Source organism: Streptomyces sp. NPDC005374 (assembly GCF_042872225.1).
Lineage (GTDB): Bacteria > Actinomycetota > Actinomycetes > Streptomycetales > Streptomycetaceae > Streptomyces.
Genome location: NZ_JBIAKA010000004.1, coordinates 509,129 through 527,574 on the forward strand (window position 1 = coordinate 509,129; position 18,446 = coordinate 527,574).

Below are 18,446 nucleotides of genomic sequence, written 5' to 3' on the forward strand. Positions count from 1 at the left end.
GACGAGAGGCAGAGGAAGATGGCTTACAGCAAGCAGGAAACGGCGGGCGCCCCGACGTGTTGTCACGCGGCCAGGTAATGCAGGTCCCCGGTTGCGTCGACGCTTGATGTGAGGCTGTTTCCCATGTTCGATCCGGTCATAGCGCCCAGCGGCACGCTGCTCGGCCTGCTCCAGCGGGGCCGCGGCGACGGCACACTGCACGCGCTCACCGCCCCGCGCGCCGAGGCGCTCGCGGCCCTGAACCACTGCGTGCTGCGCGATCCCCGCCACGACTGGCAGGTGGAGAACCGCTCGCTGTACTACGCCCGTCTTTTCCTCGACCTCAACGGCGAGCTGGACGAGATCGAGGCGCACCTCTTCGAGGTGGACGACGTCTTCGACACCGAGGAGTCACGCACGGGCCTGGCCCTCGCCGTCCTCGGCCACCTCGCCTCCTACGGCAGGCGCGACGCGCTCGAACTGCTGCGCAGGTACGCCGCCTCGGGCTCCAACTGGGCCTGGGCGCTGGACGAACTGGCGCTGCGGGACGACGACGCCGGTCTGCGTTCCCTCGCCGCGCCCGTCCTCGCACGCTTCGGGACCGATCCCGAGGGCGAGGCCGAACTCGCCGCAGCCGTCCGCGACGCCTTCGAGCCCCGGCCATGGCGACTGTGGGCCGACGATCCGCGCGAATCCGTCTCCACGCGCGTGCGTGCCGCTCAGGAGACCGGCTGTTTCGACCGCTGGCAACGACAGATGCGACCAGCCGGACCCCGCCCGGGGTGGAGCGTGCAGGCCGTCTTCGAGTGGGCCCAGCAGGGCGTCGAGCGGGGGGCCGCGTTGTACGTGCCCGCCGCCCGCTGCCTGGCCGCCGTCGCGGGCACCGAGGACCGGCCCGAAATCCTCGCGGCCGCCAAGGACGGCACGGAGGGAGCGCGGTGCACCGCGCTGCGCTATCTCGCCGACGGCAATGATCCCGAGGCCTTCGACCTGATCGAGACGGCCGTGGTCACCGGTTCGGCGGCCGTCGTGGAGGCCGCGCTCGACTCGTTCGAACGTATGCGCAGTATCGCCGCCGTGGACCGGGCACGCGGCTGGGCCCGTCGGCCCGATCCCCTGGGCGCCGCCGCCGGGCGCATGCTCGCCTGTCTGGGGGGGACCCAGGACCGGGACCTCGTGCTCGCCGCGCTCAGGGAGGCCGTACGGGGTGAAGGTCCCGACGCGCCCACCCTGTGGACCCTCGTCGACGGCACCGGCCGGCTGGGCATCGTCTGTGCCGCCCCCGTGCTGCGGCACATCTACCGGGAGACGGCCTCCTCCCATCTCCGCGGTCGTGCCGCCCACGCGCTCGCCGCCACCGACCCCTCCTTCGCCACCGGATTCGCCGTGGAGTGCCTCTGGGACTGCGAGGAGTCCACGCGCGAGATCGCCGCCCGGCACGCCGAGACCGGCGACGCCAGGGTCGTGGAACGACTGCGCAGGCTCGCCGCCGACCCGGCCGAGGAGGCCGAGGTGCAGACCGTGGTCCGCAGCCGGATCGGACCGGACGCGGCCGCCATGTGAGACCGGCCCCCGTGGGCACCGTCACGCCCGCGGGGTGAACCAGGGGTGACCCGCGGGTCAGGTACGCATGGACACGGCCTGACCTGCCCGGGTGCGCAGCGCAACGCTCACGGGACGTTCCACGTCCGGAAAGATCCACGTTGACGTGACCACGTCCGGCGCGGCGACAACAGCCGTATGCGTGTCGTCATAGTGACCGAATCCTTTCCCCCCGATGTGAACGGCGTGGCCCACTGCGCGCTCCAGACCGCCCGGCACCTCGTAGATCGCGGTCACCTCCCGCTCGTCGTCGCGCCGGCCACCGCGTCCGGCCCCGGGCCCGGCGTGGACGCCCTCGCGCCGTGCCCCGTCGTCCGTGTCCCCTCCCTCCCCCTCCCGGGCTACCCCCAGGTCCGCGTCGCCCTCCCCAGCAGGCGCGTGGCCGCGGCGATCGCCGAGCACCGAGCCGACGTCGTCCACCTGGCCAGCCCCTTCGTCCTCGGCGTCCGCGGCATGGCCGCCGCCGCCCGGCTCGGTGTCCCCGCCGTGGCCGTCTACCAGACCGACCTCGCCGGATACGCCCGCACCTACGTGCACGCGGGCGAGGCCGCCGCCTGGCGCCGCATCCGCTCCGTCCACGCCGCCGCCGACCTCACCCTCGCCCCCTCCAGCGCGTCCCTGCACGACCTGGAGGCGCACGGTGTGCCCCGGGTCGAACTGTGGCCGCGGGGCGTCGACACCGTCCGCTTCCGCCCCGACCTGCGCGACGAGGCGCTGCGTCGGCAGCTCGCCCCGAACGGGGAGATGATCGTCGGCTACGTCGGGCGGCTCGCCCCCGAGAAGCACATCGAACTGCTGGCCGACGCGTGCCGACTGGAGGGCGTCAAGGTCGTGGTGGTCGGCGACGGGCCGAGCGCTCCCCATCTCGAACAGGCGCTCCCCGGCGCGGTCTTCCTGGGCCGCCGCATGGGCGACGAACTGGCCCGGATCTTCGCCTCCTTCGACGTCTTCGCGCACACCGGCCCCTTCGAGACCTTCTGCCAGACCGTGCAGGAGGCCATGGCGAGCGGCGTGCCCGTCGTCGCGCCCGCCGCCGGCGGTCCGCTGGACCTGGTCGCCCACGGGCGCACCGGGTTCCTCGTCCCGCCGCGCGACCCGGCCGCCGTACGGGACGCGGTGTTGTCCCTGGCCGCCGACCCCGCGATGCGTGCCTCGTTCGGTGCCGCCGCGCGGGCCATGGTCGAGGGACGCACCTGGGCGGCCGTCGGCGACCAGTTGATCGGCAAGTACGCCGCCGTGCTCTCCGGCCGGAAGACGGCGGTGGCGGCATGAGCGGACAGTCACTGCGGATCGTCCGCCTCGCCAACTTCGTCGCTCCCGCCTCGGGCGGACTGCGTACCGCGCTGCGCGAGCTCGGCAAGGGCTACCAGGCAGCCGGGCACGAGCCTGTGCTCGTAGTGCCCGGCGACCGCGCGAGCGACCGCCGGACCGAGCAGGGACGGATCATCACCCTGCCCGGCCCGCTGCTCCCCGGCACCGGCGGCTACCGGGTCCTCGCCGACAAGCGGCGGGTGGCCCGGCTCCTGGAGGAACTCGCCCCGGACCGGCTGGAGGTCTCCGACCGTACGACGCTCAGGTGGACCGGCAAGTGGGCCCGGCGGGCCCGGGTCCCGGCCGTGATGGTCTCCCACGAGACCGCCGACGGCGTGCTCCGCACCTGGGGCCTGTCGGAGGGGGCTGCCCGGCGCGCCGCCGACGCCCTCAACGTCCGTACGGCGCACACGTACGCGCGCGTGGTGTGCACCACGGAGTTCGCGGAGCGGGAGTTCGTGCGAATCGGGGCCCGCAACGTCGTACGGGCCCCGCTGGGCGTCGATCTGGTCGAGCGGCGTCCGGCCCTGCGCGACGCGGGCCTGAGGGACCGATACGCGCGCGAGGGCGAGACGCTGCTCGTGACCTGTACCCGGCTGTCCGTGGAGAAGCGGCCGAGCACGGCCCTGGACGCCGTGGAGGCGCTCGTACGGCGCGGTCGGCGGGCGGTGCTCGTGGTGGCGGGGGACGGGCCGTTGCGGCCGCGCCTGGAGCAGCGGGCGCGGGAGCGGGGGCTCCCGGTCAGGTTCCTCGGCCATGTCTCCGACCCCGGACTGCTCGGCGCGCTCCAGGCCTCCGCCGACGTGTGCCTGGCACCTGGGCCCGCCGAGACGTTCGGGCTCGCCGCGCTGGAGGCGATGGCATGCGGCACGCCGGTGGTGGTGAGCGCCTCCTCGGCGCTGCCCGAGGTGATCGGCTCGGCCGGAGCCGTCGCCGCCGACCGGGGCGACGCCTTCGCGGACGCCGTGGACATGCTGCTCGAACGCTCCGAGCCCGAGCGCCGCGAGACCGCACGCGCGCGTGCGGAGTGCTTCGGGTGGGACACGGCGGTACGGGCGTTCCTCGCCGCGCATGACGCGGACGCCTCCGTACGGCGCTCCGTGCCCGGTGGCGTGGCATGACAGGCCCGCGCTTCGCCGCCCTCGGTGACTCACTCACCGAGGGCGTGGGGGACCCCGTCGGGGACGGGTGGCGCGGCTGGGCCGCGCTGCTCGCCGACGGGCTCTCCCACGAGGAGGTGGCCTTCACCAACCTCGCGGTGAGCGGGGCGCAGACCCGGGACGTGCTGGAGCGGCAACTGCCCGCGGGGCTCGCCCTGCGGCCGGACGTCGTGTCGGTGGTCGTCGGGGTGAACGACACCCTGCGCTGCACCTTCGACATCCATGCCATGGCCGCACGGCTCGACACGATCTATGCGGCCTTCCGCGAGCAGGGCGCGGTGCTGCTCACCGCGTGCCTGCCCGACCCGGGCACCATGTTCGGACTGCCCGGTGCGCTGGCCCGGCCGCTCGCCCGGCGGCAACGGGCGGTCAACGCCGTGGTGCACGCGCTGTCCGAGCGCTATGAAGCGGTGCATCTGCATGCCGCCCAGGGAAGTTGGACCACCGAGCGTGCGATGTGGAGTTCGGATCGGCTGCATCCCAGTGAGCGGGGGCATCGGCAGTTGGCGGTGCGTTTTCACCAGGTGCTGGTGGAACGCGGCGTGGCGACGGGGACCGCGCCCTCGGCCGAGCCGGAGTTTCCCGTGCCGACGAAGTCGGCGAGTCTGTGGTGGCTGGCCACTGCGGGGACCGGGTGGGTGGTGCGGCGGTGCACGGATCTGCTGCCGCAGTTGGTGACATTGGCCGTGGACGAGATGCGGCATCGCGCGCGGGGGACCAGCGGGCGGCTTGATCTGCGGGCCGCGCACGCGGTGTCCATGGCTTTGACGTCGTTGTCCGTTCAGGAGCAACGGCCCGAGGCGGCATGAGCGCGTGGCCGGGCGCGGGGAGGTGGGGCTGGTCGCTCAGTTCCCCGCGCCCCTGGGTGGGTCAGCGGCGTCGTACCGCTACGAAGCGCACAGGGATTCCCGGAACCGCCTGGGCCGCCGCAGGGAGGTCGGCCTCGTGGACCACACCGATCACCGGGTATCCGCCGGTGGTCGGGTGGTCGGCGAGGAAGACCACGGGTCTGCCGTCGGGCGGCACCTGGACCGCGCCCAGGACCATGCCCTCGCTCGGGAGTTCGCCTGTGAACGCTCTCTCCAGGGCGGGTCCTTCCGTGCGCAGGCCGATGCGGTTGCTCGCCGAGGACACCCGGAAGGTGCCCGAGGTGAAGATCCTCACCGATGCCCTTGTGAACCAGTCGTCCCGTGGTCCGAGCGTGACGCGTAGGACGAGTTCAGCGGGAGGCGCTGGTTGCGGGGCCGCGTCCACGCGTGTGTGGAAGGGTTCCGGGGCCCCCAGGGGGAGTACCGCGCCGTCCGTGAGGGGGGTCGGGCCCAGTCCGGACAGGAGATCCGTGGAGCGGCTGCCGAGGACCGGTTCCACGGTGATGCCGCCGGAGAGGGCCACATAGCTGCGTACCCCGCGTACGGCCGTGCCGATGGCCAGCACGGCTCCGGCCGGTACGCGCACCGGTGCACCCCAGGCTGCCGGACGGCCGTCCACCGTGACCTGACAGGGGGCGCCCGTGACTGCCACGGTGACCGCCGAACGGGGGCGTACCGCACAGCCGTTGAGCGTGGTCTCCAGGACGGCCGCGTCGGAGCGGTTGCCGGCCAGCCGGTTGGCGAGGTCCGCCGCGGGGCCGTCGAGGGCACCGGAGCGGGGGACGCCGAGATGGGCGTGGCCGGGCCGGCCCCGGTCCTGGACGGTGGTCAGTGCTCCGGCACGTACGACGGAGAGGGCGCGGTCCGTCATGCCGACTCCACGAAGCGGACGCGGGTCCCGGGCGACAGCAGTGCGGCCGGCACGCGCGCGTGGTCCCACAGCACGGCGTCCGTGGTGCCGATGAGCTGCCAGCCGCCCGGTGACGAGCGCGGATAGACGCCCGTGTACGGCCCCGCGAGCGCCACCGAACCCGCCGGGACGGAGGTGCGCGGGGTGGCCCGGCGCGGGACGTCGTAGCGGGCGGGCAGGCCGGTGAGGTAGCCGAAGCCTGGGGCGAATCCGCAGAAGGCGACCGTGAACTCGGTGCCGGCGTGGATGCGGGCCACCTCCTGGGGGGAGACGCCCCAGTGCGCGGCCACGTCGGCCAGGTCGGGGCCGTCGTAGCGGATCGGGAGTTCGATCGCCGCGCGCGCGTGGGGAGGAGCGGGCGGCACTTCGGCGGCGGAGAGTTCGGCGGCCAGGCGGCCCGGTTCCGCGAGGCCGTCGAGGAGGACCGTGCGCGCCGCGGGGACGATCTCGCGGACCGACAGCGAGCCCTCAGCGCGGCGGCGCACCAGCTCGGCATGCAGGGCCTGGGCCTCCTCGCCCGAGGACACCTCGACGAGCAGGGCGTCGGTCCCGACCGGCAGGGCCCTCATACGAACGCCTCCACCCGGACGCCCGACGCCTCCAGCCGATCCCGGACCCGGCGGGCCAGCTCCACCGCGCCCGGGGTGTCCCCGTGCAGGCACAGCGAGCGGGCCGCGACCTCGATGCGGGCGCCGGAGCGGGAGAGGACCGCGCGGTCCCGGGCCAGGCCCAGTGAGCGCTCCACGACCGCGTCCGGATCGGTGACCACCGCGCCCTCCTGGCCGCGCGGCACCAGCGTGCCCTCCTCGGTGTAGGCGCGGTCCGCGAAGGCCTCCGTGACGCCGGGCAGGCCCGCCTTCCCGGCCGCTTCCAGGAAACGCGAGCCGGGCAGACCCAGCACCGGCAGCGTCGCGTCCGCGAGGAGCACGCCGTCGACGACCGCCGCGGCCTGCTCCTCGTCGTGCACGATCCGGTTGTAGAGCGCGCCGTGCGGCTTGACGTAGGACACACGCGTGCCCGCCGCCCGGGCGAAGACCTCCAGGGCGCCGATCTGGTAGGCCACCTCGGCCGTCAGCTCGGCGGACGGCACGTCCATCGCGCGCCGTCCGAAGCCCGCCAGGTCCCGGTAGGAGACCTGCGCGCCGACCCGGACCCCGCCCGCGGCCGCCAGCTCGCACACCCGCCGCATGGTGGCCGCGTCTCCGGCGTGGAACCCGCAGGCCACGTTGGCGCTGGTGACGACGGACAGCAGCTGTTCGTCATCGGTCAGCTGCCAGCGGCCGAAGCCCTCGCCGAGGTCGGCGTTCAGATCGATCGAGCTCATGGACGTCTCGTGTCTCCTTCCGGGCTTCTCAGGCCACTCGGTACTGCTCGTCGCGGGCGTCCGTCAGAAACATCTGGCCCGGCGCGTGGGTGAGGGCGAACGGTGGGCGCGAGGCCATCACCGCGGCCTGGGGCGTCACCCCGCAGGCCCAGAACACCGGGATGTCGTCCGGTTCGGCGGTCACCGGATCACCGAAGTCGGGTCGGCCGAGGTCGTCGATGCCGAGCCCCGAGGGATCACCGCAGTGGACGGGACTGCCGTGCACCGCGGGCAGCAGGCTGCTCTCCCTGATGGCGGCAGCGAGGTGCTGCGGCGGCACCGGGCGCATGGACACCACCATGGGGCCGTGCAGTCTTCCCGCGGGGCGGGACTGGCGATTGGTCACATACATGGGAACGTTCCGACCCTGCTGAATGTGCCGGATCGGGACGCCCGCCTCGGAAAGCGCCCATTCGAAGGTGAAACTGCACCCGATCAGGAACGACACCAGGTCGTCGCGCCAATGGGCGCGCACGTCCGTCGGCTCGTCCACCAGCTCGCCGTGCTCCCACACCCGGTAGCGCGGCAGATCGGTGCGCAGATCCGCGCCGTCGGCGAGGACGGTGGTCCAGTCGCCCGCGTCCGTGACGTCGAGGACCGGGCAGGGCTTGGGGTTGCGCTGGCAGAACAGCAGCATGTCGTACGCCCAGTCGGCGGGCACCGAGATCAGGTTGACCTGGGTGTGGCCGGCCGCGACCCCGGCGGTGGGGCCCGTCAGGCCCGCGCGGAAGCGGGTGCGGGCCTGAGCCGGGCTCCACGCGTGCGCGTGCTCGTCGACGAGGGTCAGAGGACGGTCTTCCGTGCGGTTCATCCGAGTTCCTTTCCGCGGGTCTGCGCCGGACGGTTCACGCGAGTTCCTTTCCACGCGTCTCCGGGAGTCCGAGCAGGGCCAGTGCCGCGATGCCGTAGCCGATGGCGCCGAAGACCAGCGCCCCGCCCACGCCCCAACTGTCGGCCAGGAAGCCGACGGCGGTCGGGAAGACCGCGCCGATCGCGCGGCCGGTGTTGTACGTGAAGCCCTGTCCCGAGCCGCGCACCGCGGTCGGGTACAGCTCGCTCAGATAGGACCCGAAGCCGCTGAAGATCGCCGACATGCAGAACCCGAGCGGGAACCCGAGGACCAGGAGCAGGGTGTCGGCTCCGTGCGGGATGTTGCCGTAGGCCACGATGCAGACGGCCGACAGCAGCGCGAAGAGCCAGATGTTGCGCCGGCGGCCCAGCCGGTCGGTGAGATAGCCGCCGGTGAGGTAGCCGAGGAAAGCGCCGGAGATCAGGAACGTCAGATAGCCGCCAGTACCGACGACCGACAGTCCGCGGTCGCTCTTGAGATACGTAGGCACCCAGGTCGCGAGCGTGTAGTAGCCGCCCTGGACGCCGGTGGACAGCAGCACCGCGAAGATCGTCGTACGCAGCAGGTCCGGCTTGAAGATCGCCGTGAACGAGCCCTTGCCGGCGCTCTTCTCGCGCACCGCGATCGCCTCGGGGGCGTCCTGGACCTGGCGCCGCACCCAGACGACCAGCAGTGCGGGCAGTGCGCCGGTCCAGAACATCACGCGCCAGGCCGTGCCGTCGTCGAAGACCGAGAAGACCAGCGTGTACACGATCACGGCCAGCGCCCAGCCCACCGCCCACGAGCTCTGGATCGCGCCCAGGGTGCGGCCCCGGTGCCGGGTGCTCGCGTACTCGGCGACCAGGATCGCGCCGACCGCCCACTCGCCGCCGAAACCGAGGCCCTGAAGGGCGCGGAAGACCAGCAGGGACTCGAAGTTCGGTGCGAAGCCGCAGGCCACGGTGAAGACCGCGTAGGTGATCACCGTGATCATCAGCGCCCGGACCCGGCCGGCCCGGTCGGCCAGCACCCCCGCCAGCGCCCCGCCGATTCCGGAGGCCACCAGGGTGACGGTGGTGAAGAGACCGGTCTGGCCGCTGTCCAGCCCGAAGTACGCGGCCAGCGCGACCATGCTCAGCGGGAGCGTGAAGTAGTCGTAGGAGTCCAGGGCGTAGCCGCCGAAGGCTCCGGCGAACGCGCGGCGGCCGCGTGGGCCGAGGGCCCGGAACCAGCTCAACGCCCCGTCTTCGTCGGTGCGTTCGGTCGTCGCGGGGTCGGTGGTGAGGGACTGGGTTGGCGGGATCGTGCTCATGGGCACCTCGCAGTGGGAGGACGGAGGGTGCGGAGCTGAACCGTGCGGTGGTCCCAACGTAGAGGATCGTTCAACGATCCTTCAATACCTCTGTTGTTTCGTTCTCCTCTCTGCGGTTGAATTCCGGGCATGGCAGAGCAGCTGAGCGGACTGGCCGACGACCGCGCCCTTCTGGGCCGTACCAGCACGGCCGAGCGGGTCTCGGACATCCTCAGAAGTCGCATCGCGGAGGGCTACTTCCCGCCCGGCACCCGGCTCTCGGAGGACAGCATCGGGGGCGCCCTCGGGGTCTCCCGCAACACCCTGCGCGAAGCCTTCCGGCTGCTCACGCACGAACGACTGCTCGTCCACGAGCTGAACAGGGGCGTCTTCGTCAGGGTCCTGACCGTCGAGGACGTCGAGGACATCTACCGCACGCGCGCGCTGGTGGAGTGCGCCGTCGTACGGGGACTCGGGGAGCCGCCGTACGCCCTGGACGCGCTCGCCGAGGCGGTCGAGGAGGGGCAGCGGGCAGTGCGCGAAGGTGACTGGAAAGCGCTGGGCACGGCCAACATCCACTTCCACCGGGAGGTGGTCGCCCTGGCGGGCAGCGACCGCACCGACGAACTGATGCGCAGCGTCTTCGCCGAACTCCGCCTGGCCTTCCATGTCGTGGACGACCCCAAGGCCCTGCACGAGCCGTACCTGGCCCGCAACCAGCAGATCCTCCGGGCTCTGCAGGCGGGTGACAGGGTCGAGGCCGAAAAGCTGCTCGCTGTGTACCTCGCCGACTCCTTGGAGCGAGTGGTCGAGGTGTACAGGCGAAGGGTCGGCGAGGACTCCTAGCCAGGGGCGCGGGGCGGTACTTGGTCATGCGGCTCCGCCGGGTGCGCGCGATCAGCCCCCACCGGCGATCAGATGACGAACAACCGGTAGTCCCCCGCCCGACCGCCGGAGGCGATCCGCGCCGTTTGGGGAGTTGTCAGACCCAGGACCTAGTCTGTGCACCGTGACTTCGCCTGCATCGACGGACAGCGTTCCGCCCCAGTTCAGCGCGGGGCCGCGCCCCGCACCGGGCCCGGCCGCCGACGAGGGACTGGCGCGTCGGCTGCGCGCGCTCGCATGCACCGCGCCGCTGCACGACCTGGACGCTCGCAAGGCGAACCTCGCGGGCGAGTACTCGGTGTACGGCATGGCGGAGGTGGCCCTCTCCGGCATCGACCTGGTCACACTGAACATGGACTTCGACACGGGCGCCGACCACGACCAGGTCGTGGCCCGCCTCATCCCGCGCATCGCCGCCCAGGCCCCGCAGCGCCCCGTCGCCGAGCACGACCGGGTGGCCCGCTGGGTCCTGGAGAACCTGATCAACGTCGGCAGCGTCGACCGCGGTTTCCGGGCGGTCTACGGCACCTTCGCGCCGGACGGCACCTATGTCCGGCGCGACTACGACTTCAAGCTGATCGAGGAGGTCCCCGGCCCCGGCGGCTCGGTGTACCTCCGCACGACCGACGAGGCGGTCAACGTCCTGGTCGGCGCCCTCGATACCGATGTCACCAGCGCCCAGATCGCCGCCGAGGTCAAGCTGGAGGTGCTGATCAGCCGCGGCCGCCTCGCCGACGCCCAGCTCGCCGCCGAGCAGGCGCGGTACCGGACCGTGCAGTACTCCGAGACCCTGCGCAGGGCCCTGGACGCCACCCGGCGCAATGTCCGGGCCGTCGACTGGCTCAACTCCGTGCCCGACATGATCGCCGAGGCCCTCGACCACGTCGCCGACCGGTACCGCCACGAGAACGCGATCCTGACGAACATCCGCAAGGCACGGGACGAGTCCGAGGACCCCGAGCAGAAGCGGCGGGCCGCCGAACTCGTCGACATCGTCAAGGACTGCATCCGGCGCCACACCCAGCTCCAGTCCCGGCTCCTGGAGGCGGGGCCCCTGTTCCGCGCCGAACAGGACCGCCAGGCCTTCGCCACACCGATGACGACATCCGGGATAGACCTGTACGGCCACCTCGTCGCGCCGGTGCTGCCGCTGCCGTTGGAGCAGGCCACGCGCGTCACCGACGCGTTCTTCGCGCGCGGGACCGGGCTGCGGACGCCGGTGTCGGTGCGGGTGGGCGATCTCGTCGACATACTGCTGACGCCCCCGATGGAGCGCGAGCACCTGGGCGCCGAGATGCCGGAGCCGGACCTCATCGCCACCCCGGACGACAGCCGGTTCACCGAGGAACAGCTCGCGACCGCGAAGGAGTTGCTGGATCTGCCGGCGGACGCGCCGCGACGGCTCTCGGGGCTGCTCGTGGAGGCCCGCCACACCGGTGGCTTCGACCTGGCCTATCTGGTGGCCCTGTTGGCGGTCCACGCGGCCAGCCCCGCGGTCGGAACCGCCTACCGGCAGGGCGAGCAGAAGCTGCTCTTCGCGGTGGACGACGGGACGGAACTGGACGATCCGGACTTCGGCGGTGCCGACTTCATCGTCGGCACCGCCCTGCTGGACGCCGCGGGGATGGCGGCGGACCGGACGGAAGCAGCATGAGTGAGCAAGAGCGTGACAAGGAGCCCCAGCCGTGAGTGAGCATGCCGAGTGGAGTGATGCGCAGGCCCCGGCCCCGTCGGCGCCCGCGGCCGTCACCCCCGCCGATGCCGCCGACGCCGCTCGGCTCGTCGCCTTCGGGCTGCAGCCCAAGCTTCAGCCGGCACGCGACCAGGAGTACGCCGAGTTGCTGCGGCGGTACCGGGAGGACCCGCCGTTCGCCCGTCTCGCCGACGCCGTCGCCGCCGGACTCGGTCTGGTGGTCCTCGAGGTGTCCCCGCGCGCGGGGATGGCCGTGACCGCCGCCGAGGACTCCGTGTTCGCCGTGCGGATGGGGGACTACGCGCGTCGTACGTCCGCCGACGGGGGCGACCGCTTCCTGCACGGACTGGCCCACCTCGCCGTCGCCGCCATGGCGTTCCCGAGGCCCGAGGACCTCGCCGACGACGGGTACATCGGGCGCGTCTCGGTCAACGGCGTCGACGCCTTCGTGCGGCAGGCCTGCCGGCGCCTGGAGGAGCGGGCCGAGGAGGTCGGCGAGAACACCGACCCGGCCACGGACGCGCCGGGTCTGGAGGCGGCCTGGCGGATCTGGGCGAGACGCAGCGCGGCCGGTGCGACCAAGGACGCGCGCCGGCTGGCCGGGTCCACGACCGGCATCGTGGGCAAGGCCGCCGCCTTCCTCACCGACTCCGGGTTCCTCCAGCGGACCGGTGACGACAACGGCGGTACCTACCGGACCACGGCTCGTTACCAGCTCCAGGTGCGCGACATGGCCGGCAGCGCCGCCATGGCCGAACTCCTCGAACTGGGCGTCGTCCCGGTCACCGACGGCACGCCGACGCTGCTGCCCGCCGCGGACGGCGACGACCTGGAGCTGGCGGCCGATGCCGGGCTGCCGTTCCACTCCTGAACTGTCCCGATCTGCCGAAGACTTACGAGAGTCCGCCATGTACGAGCTGTCCCGGGTCCGCCTCTACTCCATCGGTCCCGCCGGTGCGCGTTACGCCGACACCGTGCTTGACCTGCGCGGTGTGGGCGATGTCGTGCCCGACCCCGCGCCCACCCAGGCGGAGTTCTTCGAGGACGAACCCGTCGGCCCGCCGCGCCGGCCCGCGCCCGCCGGAGTGCTCTTCCTGGAGAACGGCGGCGGCAAGTCCGTCCTGCTCAAACTGATCTTCTCGGTGATGCTGCCCGGCCACCGGAACACGCTGGGCGGCGCCAGTTCCGGCGTGCTCAGGAAGTTCCTGCTCGCCGACGACTGCGGACATGTGGCCCTGGAATGGCAGCACACCCTCACCGGTGAGTGCGTCGTCGTCGGCAAGGTGAGCGAGTGGCGGGGGCGCCAGGTCTCCAACGACCCCCGGAAGTTCGCCGAGGCCTGGTACTCGTTCCGCCCCGGCCCGGGGCTCAGCCTCGACAACCTGCCCGTCGCCGAGGCCACCGGCGTACGGCCGTCCGTCGAGGGCCAGTCGGGTGCGCAGGGCCGTCGCCGCACCATGAAGGGCTTCCGGGACGCCATCACCGACGCGGGCAAGGCGTACCCGCACCTGGAAGTGCACTGGGAGGAGATCCACGACCGGTGGATCGAGCACCTTGGCGAGCTCGGTCTGGACCCCGAACTCTTCCGTTACCAGCGGGAGATGAACGCCGACGAAGGTGAGGCGGCCGGCCTCTTCGCGGTGAAGAAGGACTCCGACTTCACCGACCTGCTGCTGCGGGCCGTGACCGACACACGGGACACCGACGGGCTCGCCGACCTGGTCGGAGGCTTCGGCAACAAACTGGGGCGGCGCGCCGAACTCATCGCCGAACGGGAGTTCACCGCCGGGTCGGTGGATCTTCTGGGACGGATCGTCGAGGCCGCCGAGGCGCGCTCACGCGCGCGTGACATCCACACGGGGGCCGAACGCCGTACGCGGGCGCTGGCCCGGCGTCTGTCCGCGCGGGGCGTCCAGGAGCGGGTACGGGCCACGGACCTGGCCCAGCGGGTCACCGCCGCCGCGTACGCCGTCACCCACGCGGAGGCGGGCCGCGAGCGCAGCGCGCTGATCGCCGCCGAACTCGCCTACCGGCACGCCTCCCTGGCGCTCGCGGCCGCCGAGAAGTCGGCAGCCGCCCAGAAGCGCGAGCTCGCCGAGGCACGCACCCTGCATTCCGCTTGGCAGGCCGCCGAGGCCGTACTGCGCCACCGGGCCGCCGCCGACCGGGTCGCGCGCGTGGCAGCCGCCATCCAGGTGGCCGAGCGGGACGCGGCCCCCGCGCTCGCCGCCCGCGCCAAGGCCGCCGCCGATCTCGTCCGGGCCCTGCACGTGGCCGCCGGGAACGCCGAGACCCTCGCCAACGAAGGGGAGGAGCGGTCCGCCGCCCTCCAGGAGGTCAGCGAGTCGGCTCACCGGGACTCCACCTCGGCCGCCACCGAGGCACAGCGCGCCCGCAGTGAGGTCGGGCACCTGCGCCAGCGTCTGAGCGAGGTCGAGCAGGAGACCGCGGAGGCGGTCCGCGCGGGCTGGCTCGACGACAGCGCACCCGACGCCGACCCCGCCCGCGCGGCCCTTGCCGCGAGCGACGCCGAAAAGACGGCGGTGGCCGCCTGGGACACCGCTCGCGAGGCATCGCACCGGGCCGCCGAGCACGCACGCGAGGCCGCTTCCGCCGAGTCCCGCGCGGAGCTCACGGCCGCCCGCGCGGAGGATGCCGCCACGGCGGCCGAGCGGTCCTACGAGGCCGAACGCCGCCTCGCCGAGGGCCTGGCCGGGGAGGAGCGGCTCGCGGAGCTGCTGAGCCTGACCGGAGCCGGCGGGGGAGTGCCGGGGCCGCGGACGGGCGCCGAGGGAGCCAAGAAGTCTGACGCGGGCGCCACGAGGAGGACCGACGCGGATTCCTACGGGGGCTCGGCCGACGACGGGACACTCACCCCCGAGGACCTTGACCGTTTCGCCGGCGAACTCCGTGAGCTGCTGGAGGACTCCGTGTCCTCCGCCGAACGCCAGCTGTTCGAGCTGCGCACCGCGGCCGCCGACGATGCGCGGATCCTCGGTGCGCTCGGTGACGGCGGGTTGCTGCCTCCGGGGCCGGACGTCCTGGCCACGGTCGAGTTCCTGGGCGAGAACGGCATCCCCGCGCTGCCCGGCTGGCGCTATCTCGCGCAGGCCGTCGACCCGGCGGACCACGCACGCGTGCTGGCCGCCCGGCCCGAACTGGTCGACGGCGTGATCATCACCGACCCCGACACGCACGCGCGTGCCCGCGAGGCCCTGAACGACGCGGCCCTGCTCCCACGGTCCGCGGTCGCCGTCGGTACGGCCGCCGCGCTGCTGGCGCCGACTCCAGGGGCCGACTCCCGCAGCTCCGACGTCTTCCTCGTACCGCCGAACCCGGCCATGCACGACGAGCACGCCGCCGACGAGGAGCGCCAGGCCCTGCGGGCGCGGGCCGGCGAGCGGGACGAGGAGATCCGGTCACTCGCGGCCAGGCTCGGCAAGGACCGGGAGCTGGCCGCCCGGCTCGCCTCCTGGCGCACCGGATGTCCGGCCGGCCGGCTCGTCGAACTGGCGCAGGCGGCCCGGGACACGCGCGCGTTCGCCGAGGAGGCGGAGGCCGAGCTGGCCGAGGCGCGCGCCGTGCGGGCGGAGGCCGACGAGGTCGCCGCCGAGGCCGCGCGGACGCGCGACGAGCGGCAGGAGGCCGCTCAGAAGGCCCGGCGTGCCGCCGACGCCCTCGCCGGACTCGCCTTCCGCCTGCGCGAGCGGGCCGGCTGGCAGGTCAAGCTGCGCGAACTGGCCGACGAGGCAACCGAGTCGGAGGCACGCGCCCAGACCTGCCTGGAGCGCGCCCGCGCCGCCGACGAGGACCGGCGCGGCGCCCAGCGCGCCGCCGACGACGCCCGTCGCACCGCTCGTGCGCTGCGGGCCGAGCGCGCCGAGATCGCGGGCGCGCCCGACGACGTACCGGACACCGACTCCGAGGCCTCCAGGGCGTCCCTGCCCGCCCTGCGCGAGGCCTACCGGGCGGCCTCCCAGCTGTACGAGAAGGTGGGTGTCGGCGCCGACCTGCGGGCCGAGCAGGCCCGCGCGGAGAGTGACGAGAGCGGGGCCCTCGCCGACCTGGACCGGCTGAGCAACAAGGTCCGCACGCGCGCGGAGCAGTTGCTCCAGTCGCCCGACGGTTCCGACGGGCCCTCCCGGCAGGCCGCCGTCGCCCGTGCCGAGGAGCTGGTCCAGCTCCTGGAGACCCGTATGTCGACCGCGAGCGAGCAGCTCGGCCGGCTGCGCGGCGAGACCGAGCGGCTCGCGCCCGAGGACGGTGAGGCGCACACCGGGCTGCCGGAGGAGTCCGAGCCCCGCGACGCCGAACACGCGCAGGCGCTGTTGCGCACGGCGACTTCCGAACTCGCGTCCCGCACCGAGGCGTTGACGCAGGCCCGGGAGGCGCACGCGGAACTGCTCGGCTCCCACCGGGCCGCCGAGGACGCGGCGGGCGGCTTCGACGAGATCGCCGCGATGCTCCGTGACCTGCTGCGCGAGCACGGTTCGGAGGAGGAGCAGGAGGAGCCGGAGCCCTATCCGGGCAGCCCCGAGGAGGCCCGGCAGTCCGCCGCGGAGGCCCGCCGCTCGCTGCGCGGATGTGCCGCCGACCTCTCCGGCGCCGAGTCCGCCGTGCGCGAGGCGAGCGATGTGCTCGTCCGGCACGCGAACTCCACGCGCTACGAGCAGGTCCGCACCCCCGCACGGCAGCAGATCCGTGAGCTTCCCGCGTCCGCGCTGCCCGAGCACGCGCAGAAGTGGGCGGACGCCTTCGCGCCCCGACTGCGGGTGCTGACCGACGAGTTGGCGCAGTTGGAGCGGAACCGGGACTCGATCGTGGACCGGCTGCGGGGGCTCGTCGAGTCCGCCCTCGCCACGCTCAGGTCCGCCCAGCGGCTGTCCCGGCTGCCCGAGGGGCTGGGGGAGTGGTCCGGGCAGGAGTTCCTGCGGATCCGCTTCGAGGAGCCCGACCAGGCCACGCTGACCGAGCGGCTCGGCGAGGTCGTCGACGAGGCGACCCGGGCAGCGGTGAAGAAGAACTCCGACCTGCGACGCGACGGAATGTCCCTGCTGCTGCGGGGAGTTGCCGCCGCACTCCAGCCCAAGGGCGTGGCCGTCGAGATCCTCAAGCCGGACGCCGTGCTGCGCGCCGAGCGTGTGCCCGTCGGGCAGATGGGAGACGTGTTCTCCGGCGGTCAGCTGCTCACCGCGGCCATCGCCCTGTACTGCACGATGGCCGCCCTGCGCTCCAACGACCGGGGCAGGGACAAGCACCGGCACGCCGGCACGCTGTTCCTGGACAACCCGATCGGCCGCGCCAACGCGACCTATCTGCTGGAGCTCCAGCGAGCGGTTTCGGACGCCCTGGGCGTCCAACTCCTCTACACCACCGGCCTGTTCGACACGACGGCACTCGCGGAGTTCCCCCTGGTGATCCGCCTGCGGAACGACGCGGACCTCAGGGCCGGCCTGAAATACATCAGCGTGGAGGAGCACCTCCGCCCGGGCCTGCCTCAACAGCCCCAGGCGGGCGAGGCGGGACACAGCGAGATCACGGCGACCCGTATGTTCAAGCGTCCGGCGCCCGTCGCTCCGTAGCAGGCCCGGGCCTGCAGAGGCCCGGAACCTGCACCCCTGAGTTCCTGGGTGAAGTGTCCGTCCGGACTCAGGGGTGCGACAACTGCCCCGTGCCGCCGCCCTGGCGCCGTATCCGCTCCTGGGCCCGCTCGGTGACCCGCACCTGCCGCCGCGCCTTGCGCCGCTCGCGCCGCAGCGCGCGCGCCGTGCTGCTCGGGGTCGACACCACGCCGTGCCGCTGGTTCCACACCTGGCGGGTCACCCAGACGTCCAGGGCGCCCCAGGTGGCCACCACGGTGCTGGCAACGCTGCTGAGCACCATCGGGAACGCCAGCCAGGAACCGGCCAGGGTGCACAGGAACGCCACCATCGCCTGAAGCAGGGTCACGGCGATGATGAGTACCGCCCGCACCGCGGAGGTCCGCACCGGGTCCGGCAGCCGACGCCTGCGCGCGGGCTCCTCGACCCACAATGGCCGGTACGGCTCCTCCCGCACCGCCTTGCGTCCTCCGGACATGTCCGGCCCCGCCGGAATGCCGTGAACCGGCGCCGCGCGGCGCCGCGGTGCCGTCGTACGCACCGTCCTCACGCCGTTCTCCGGCGCCTCCTGCCGTTCCGCCGTGCCCATCACCGTGTCACTCCCCACCGCCGGCAGACCTCCCGCCCGATGCCCGTGGACCGGGCTTCAAGGTGGCTGCCCGGCTTGCGCTGCTTTACGCCGCCCAGTTGCAGATGCGGCTCCTGTGGCCGAATCCACCGCCATTTCCCGAAGAGAAGTACGTACAGGACCCCTTCAAGATTCCCGCCCGACGTCAAAGAAACGAAAAAATCCAGCCAACCACCTGTCCTGGTCGATCGGTTCCGGCCCGACATGGACTGCCTGATCGCAGGGGGCGATCTCCCGCCATGGCCGGACAACTCCGTATGTCTCGGTGCCGGGGCGGAAGTTCGGATTCCGGACGGAGCTTCGAGTTACGGGTGCGTCAGTAGTAG

At 73.1% G+C, this 18,446-nt stretch carries 14 protein-coding genes; 8 read left to right on the top strand and 6 right to left on the bottom strand.

Annotated features, from left to right (window positions below; genetic code table 11):
* The first annotated feature begins 123 nt into the window (after nucleotides 1-123).
* The 4 genes from ACFYRX_RS13585 to ACFYRX_RS13600 all read left to right on the top strand — a co-directional run bounded on the left by ACFYRX_RS13585 (nucleotide 124) and on the right by ACFYRX_RS13600 (nucleotide 4,861).
* A complete protein-coding gene (locus ACFYRX_RS13585) occupies nucleotides 124-1,542 on the top strand; it encodes a HEAT repeat domain-containing protein (protein WP_389099024.1) in 1,419 nt (472 codons plus the stop codon).
* A 177-nt stretch (nucleotides 1,543-1,719) separates the two neighbouring features.
* A complete protein-coding gene (locus ACFYRX_RS13590; protein WP_389099026.1) occupies nucleotides 1,720-2,853 on the top strand; it encodes a glycosyltransferase family 4 protein in 1,134 nt (377 codons plus the stop codon).
* Nucleotides 2,850-4,013 (top strand): glycosyltransferase, encoded by a 1,164-nt coding sequence (locus ACFYRX_RS13595; protein WP_389099027.1) that lies wholly within the window; start codon nucleotides 2,850-2,852, stop codon nucleotides 4,011-4,013. The genes ACFYRX_RS13590 and ACFYRX_RS13595 overlap by 4 nt, the downstream gene beginning before the upstream one ends.
* The gene (locus ACFYRX_RS13600; RefSeq protein WP_389099029.1) at nucleotides 4,010-4,861 is read left to right on the top strand and encodes an SGNH/GDSL hydrolase family protein; all 852 of its coding nucleotides are present in this window, start codon (nucleotides 4,010-4,012) and stop codon (nucleotides 4,859-4,861) included. The genes ACFYRX_RS13595 and ACFYRX_RS13600 overlap by 4 nt, the downstream gene beginning before the upstream one ends.
* Nucleotides 4,862-4,922: 61 nt before the next feature.
* Here ACFYRX_RS13600 and ACFYRX_RS13605 read toward each other — a convergent pair whose 3' ends face one another.
* From ACFYRX_RS13605 to ACFYRX_RS13625, 5 genes are read right to left on the bottom strand one after another with little or no spacing between them, the layout of a single operon-like run.
* Nucleotides 4,923-5,792 (bottom strand): biotin-dependent carboxyltransferase family protein, encoded by an 870-nt coding sequence (locus tag ACFYRX_RS13605; protein ID WP_389099031.1) that lies wholly within the window; start codon nucleotides 5,790-5,792, stop codon nucleotides 4,923-4,925.
* Nucleotides 5,789-6,400: a 5-oxoprolinase subunit PxpB gene (gene pxpB / locus ACFYRX_RS13610; protein WP_389099033.1), complete on the bottom strand. Its 612-nt coding sequence runs from the start codon at nucleotides 6,398-6,400 to the stop codon at nucleotides 5,789-5,791. Before pxpB ends, ACFYRX_RS13605 begins: the two co-directional genes overlap by 4 nt.
* Complete coding sequence (locus tag ACFYRX_RS13615; RefSeq protein WP_389099034.1) at nucleotides 6,397-7,155, bottom strand: LamB/YcsF family protein; 759 nt, start codon at nucleotides 7,153-7,155, stop codon at nucleotides 6,397-6,399. Before ACFYRX_RS13615 ends, pxpB begins: the two co-directional genes overlap by 4 nt.
* A 28-nt stretch (nucleotides 7,156-7,183) precedes the next feature.
* Nucleotides 7,184-8,005, bottom strand: a complete 822-nt coding sequence (locus ACFYRX_RS13620; protein WP_389099036.1) for a putative hydro-lyase — start codon at nucleotides 8,003-8,005, stop codon at nucleotides 7,184-7,186.
* Nucleotides 8,006-8,039: 34 nt separating this feature from the next.
* Nucleotides 8,040-9,335, bottom strand: coding sequence for an MFS transporter (locus ACFYRX_RS13625; RefSeq protein WP_389099038.1), 1,296 nt, complete (start codon nucleotides 9,333-9,335; stop codon nucleotides 8,040-8,042).
* A gap of 129 nt (nucleotides 9,336-9,464) precedes the next feature.
* Between ACFYRX_RS13625 and ACFYRX_RS13630 the strand changes: the two genes are divergently transcribed.
* The 4 genes from ACFYRX_RS13630 (at nucleotide 9,465) to ACFYRX_RS13645 (ending at nucleotide 17,474) form a co-directional block, all read left to right on the top strand.
* Nucleotides 9,465-10,160, top strand: coding sequence for a GntR family transcriptional regulator (locus ACFYRX_RS13630; RefSeq protein WP_389099040.1), 696 nt, complete (start codon nucleotides 9,465-9,467; stop codon nucleotides 10,158-10,160).
* Nucleotides 10,161-10,323: 163 nt separating this feature from the next.
* Nucleotides 10,324-11,853, top strand: a complete 1,530-nt coding sequence (locus ACFYRX_RS13635; RefSeq protein WP_389099042.1) for a hypothetical protein — start codon at nucleotides 10,324-10,326, stop codon at nucleotides 11,851-11,853.
* Between the two features lie 31 nt (nucleotides 11,854-11,884).
* Entirely contained in the window at nucleotides 11,885-12,763 is an 879-nt protein-coding gene (locus tag ACFYRX_RS13640) for a hypothetical protein (protein ID WP_389099043.1), read from the top strand.
* 37 nt (nucleotides 12,764-12,800) lie between these two features.
* On the top strand, nucleotides 12,801-17,474 hold the full coding sequence (locus ACFYRX_RS13645) for a hypothetical protein (RefSeq protein WP_389099045.1): 4,674 nt from the start codon (nucleotides 12,801-12,803) through the stop codon (nucleotides 17,472-17,474).
* 67 nt (nucleotides 17,475-17,541) lie between these two features.
* On the opposite strand, the gene ACFYRX_RS13650 is transcribed toward ACFYRX_RS13645, so the two are convergent.
* Nucleotides 17,542-18,081, bottom strand: coding sequence for a hypothetical protein (locus tag ACFYRX_RS13650; RefSeq protein ID WP_389099109.1), 540 nt, complete (start codon nucleotides 18,079-18,081; stop codon nucleotides 17,542-17,544).
* Nucleotides 18,082-18,446: the final 365 nt, after the last annotated feature.

Coding starts and splice junctions, on each gene's coding strand:
- ACFYRX_RS13585 (WP_389099024.1), top strand. CDS start 124: ATGTTCGATCCGGTCATAGCGCCCAGCGGCACGCTGCTCGGCCTGCTC.
- ACFYRX_RS13590 (WP_389099026.1), top strand. CDS start 1,720: ATGCGTGTCGTCATAGTGACCGAATCCTTTCCCCCCGATGTGAACGGC.
- ACFYRX_RS13595 (WP_389099027.1), top strand. CDS start 2,850: ATGAGCGGACAGTCACTGCGGATCGTCCGCCTCGCCAACTTCGTCGCT.
- ACFYRX_RS13600 (WP_389099029.1), top strand. CDS start 4,010: ATGACAGGCCCGCGCTTCGCCGCCCTCGGTGACTCACTCACCGAGGGC.
- ACFYRX_RS13605 (WP_389099031.1), bottom strand. CDS start 5,792: ATGACGGACCGCGCCCTCTCCGTCGTACGTGCCGGAGCACTGACCACC.
- pxpB (WP_389099033.1), bottom strand. CDS start 6,400: ATGAGGGCCCTGCCGGTCGGGACCGACGCCCTGCTCGTCGAGGTGTCC.
- ACFYRX_RS13615 (WP_389099034.1), bottom strand. CDS start 7,155: ATGAGCTCGATCGATCTGAACGCCGACCTCGGCGAGGGCTTCGGCCGC.
- ACFYRX_RS13620 (WP_389099036.1), bottom strand. CDS start 8,005: ATGAACCGCACGGAAGACCGTCCTCTGACCCTCGTCGACGAGCACGCG.
- ACFYRX_RS13625 (WP_389099038.1), bottom strand. CDS start 9,335: ATGAGCACGATCCCGCCAACCCAGTCCCTCACCACCGACCCCGCGACG.
- ACFYRX_RS13630 (WP_389099040.1), top strand. CDS start 9,465: ATGGCAGAGCAGCTGAGCGGACTGGCCGACGACCGCGCCCTTCTGGGC.
- ACFYRX_RS13645 (WP_389099045.1), top strand. CDS start 12,801: ATGTACGAGCTGTCCCGGGTCCGCCTCTACTCCATCGGTCCCGCCGGT.
- ACFYRX_RS13650 (WP_389099109.1), bottom strand. CDS start 18,081: ATGGGCACGGCGGAACGGCAGGAGGCGCCGGAGAACGGCGTGAGGACG.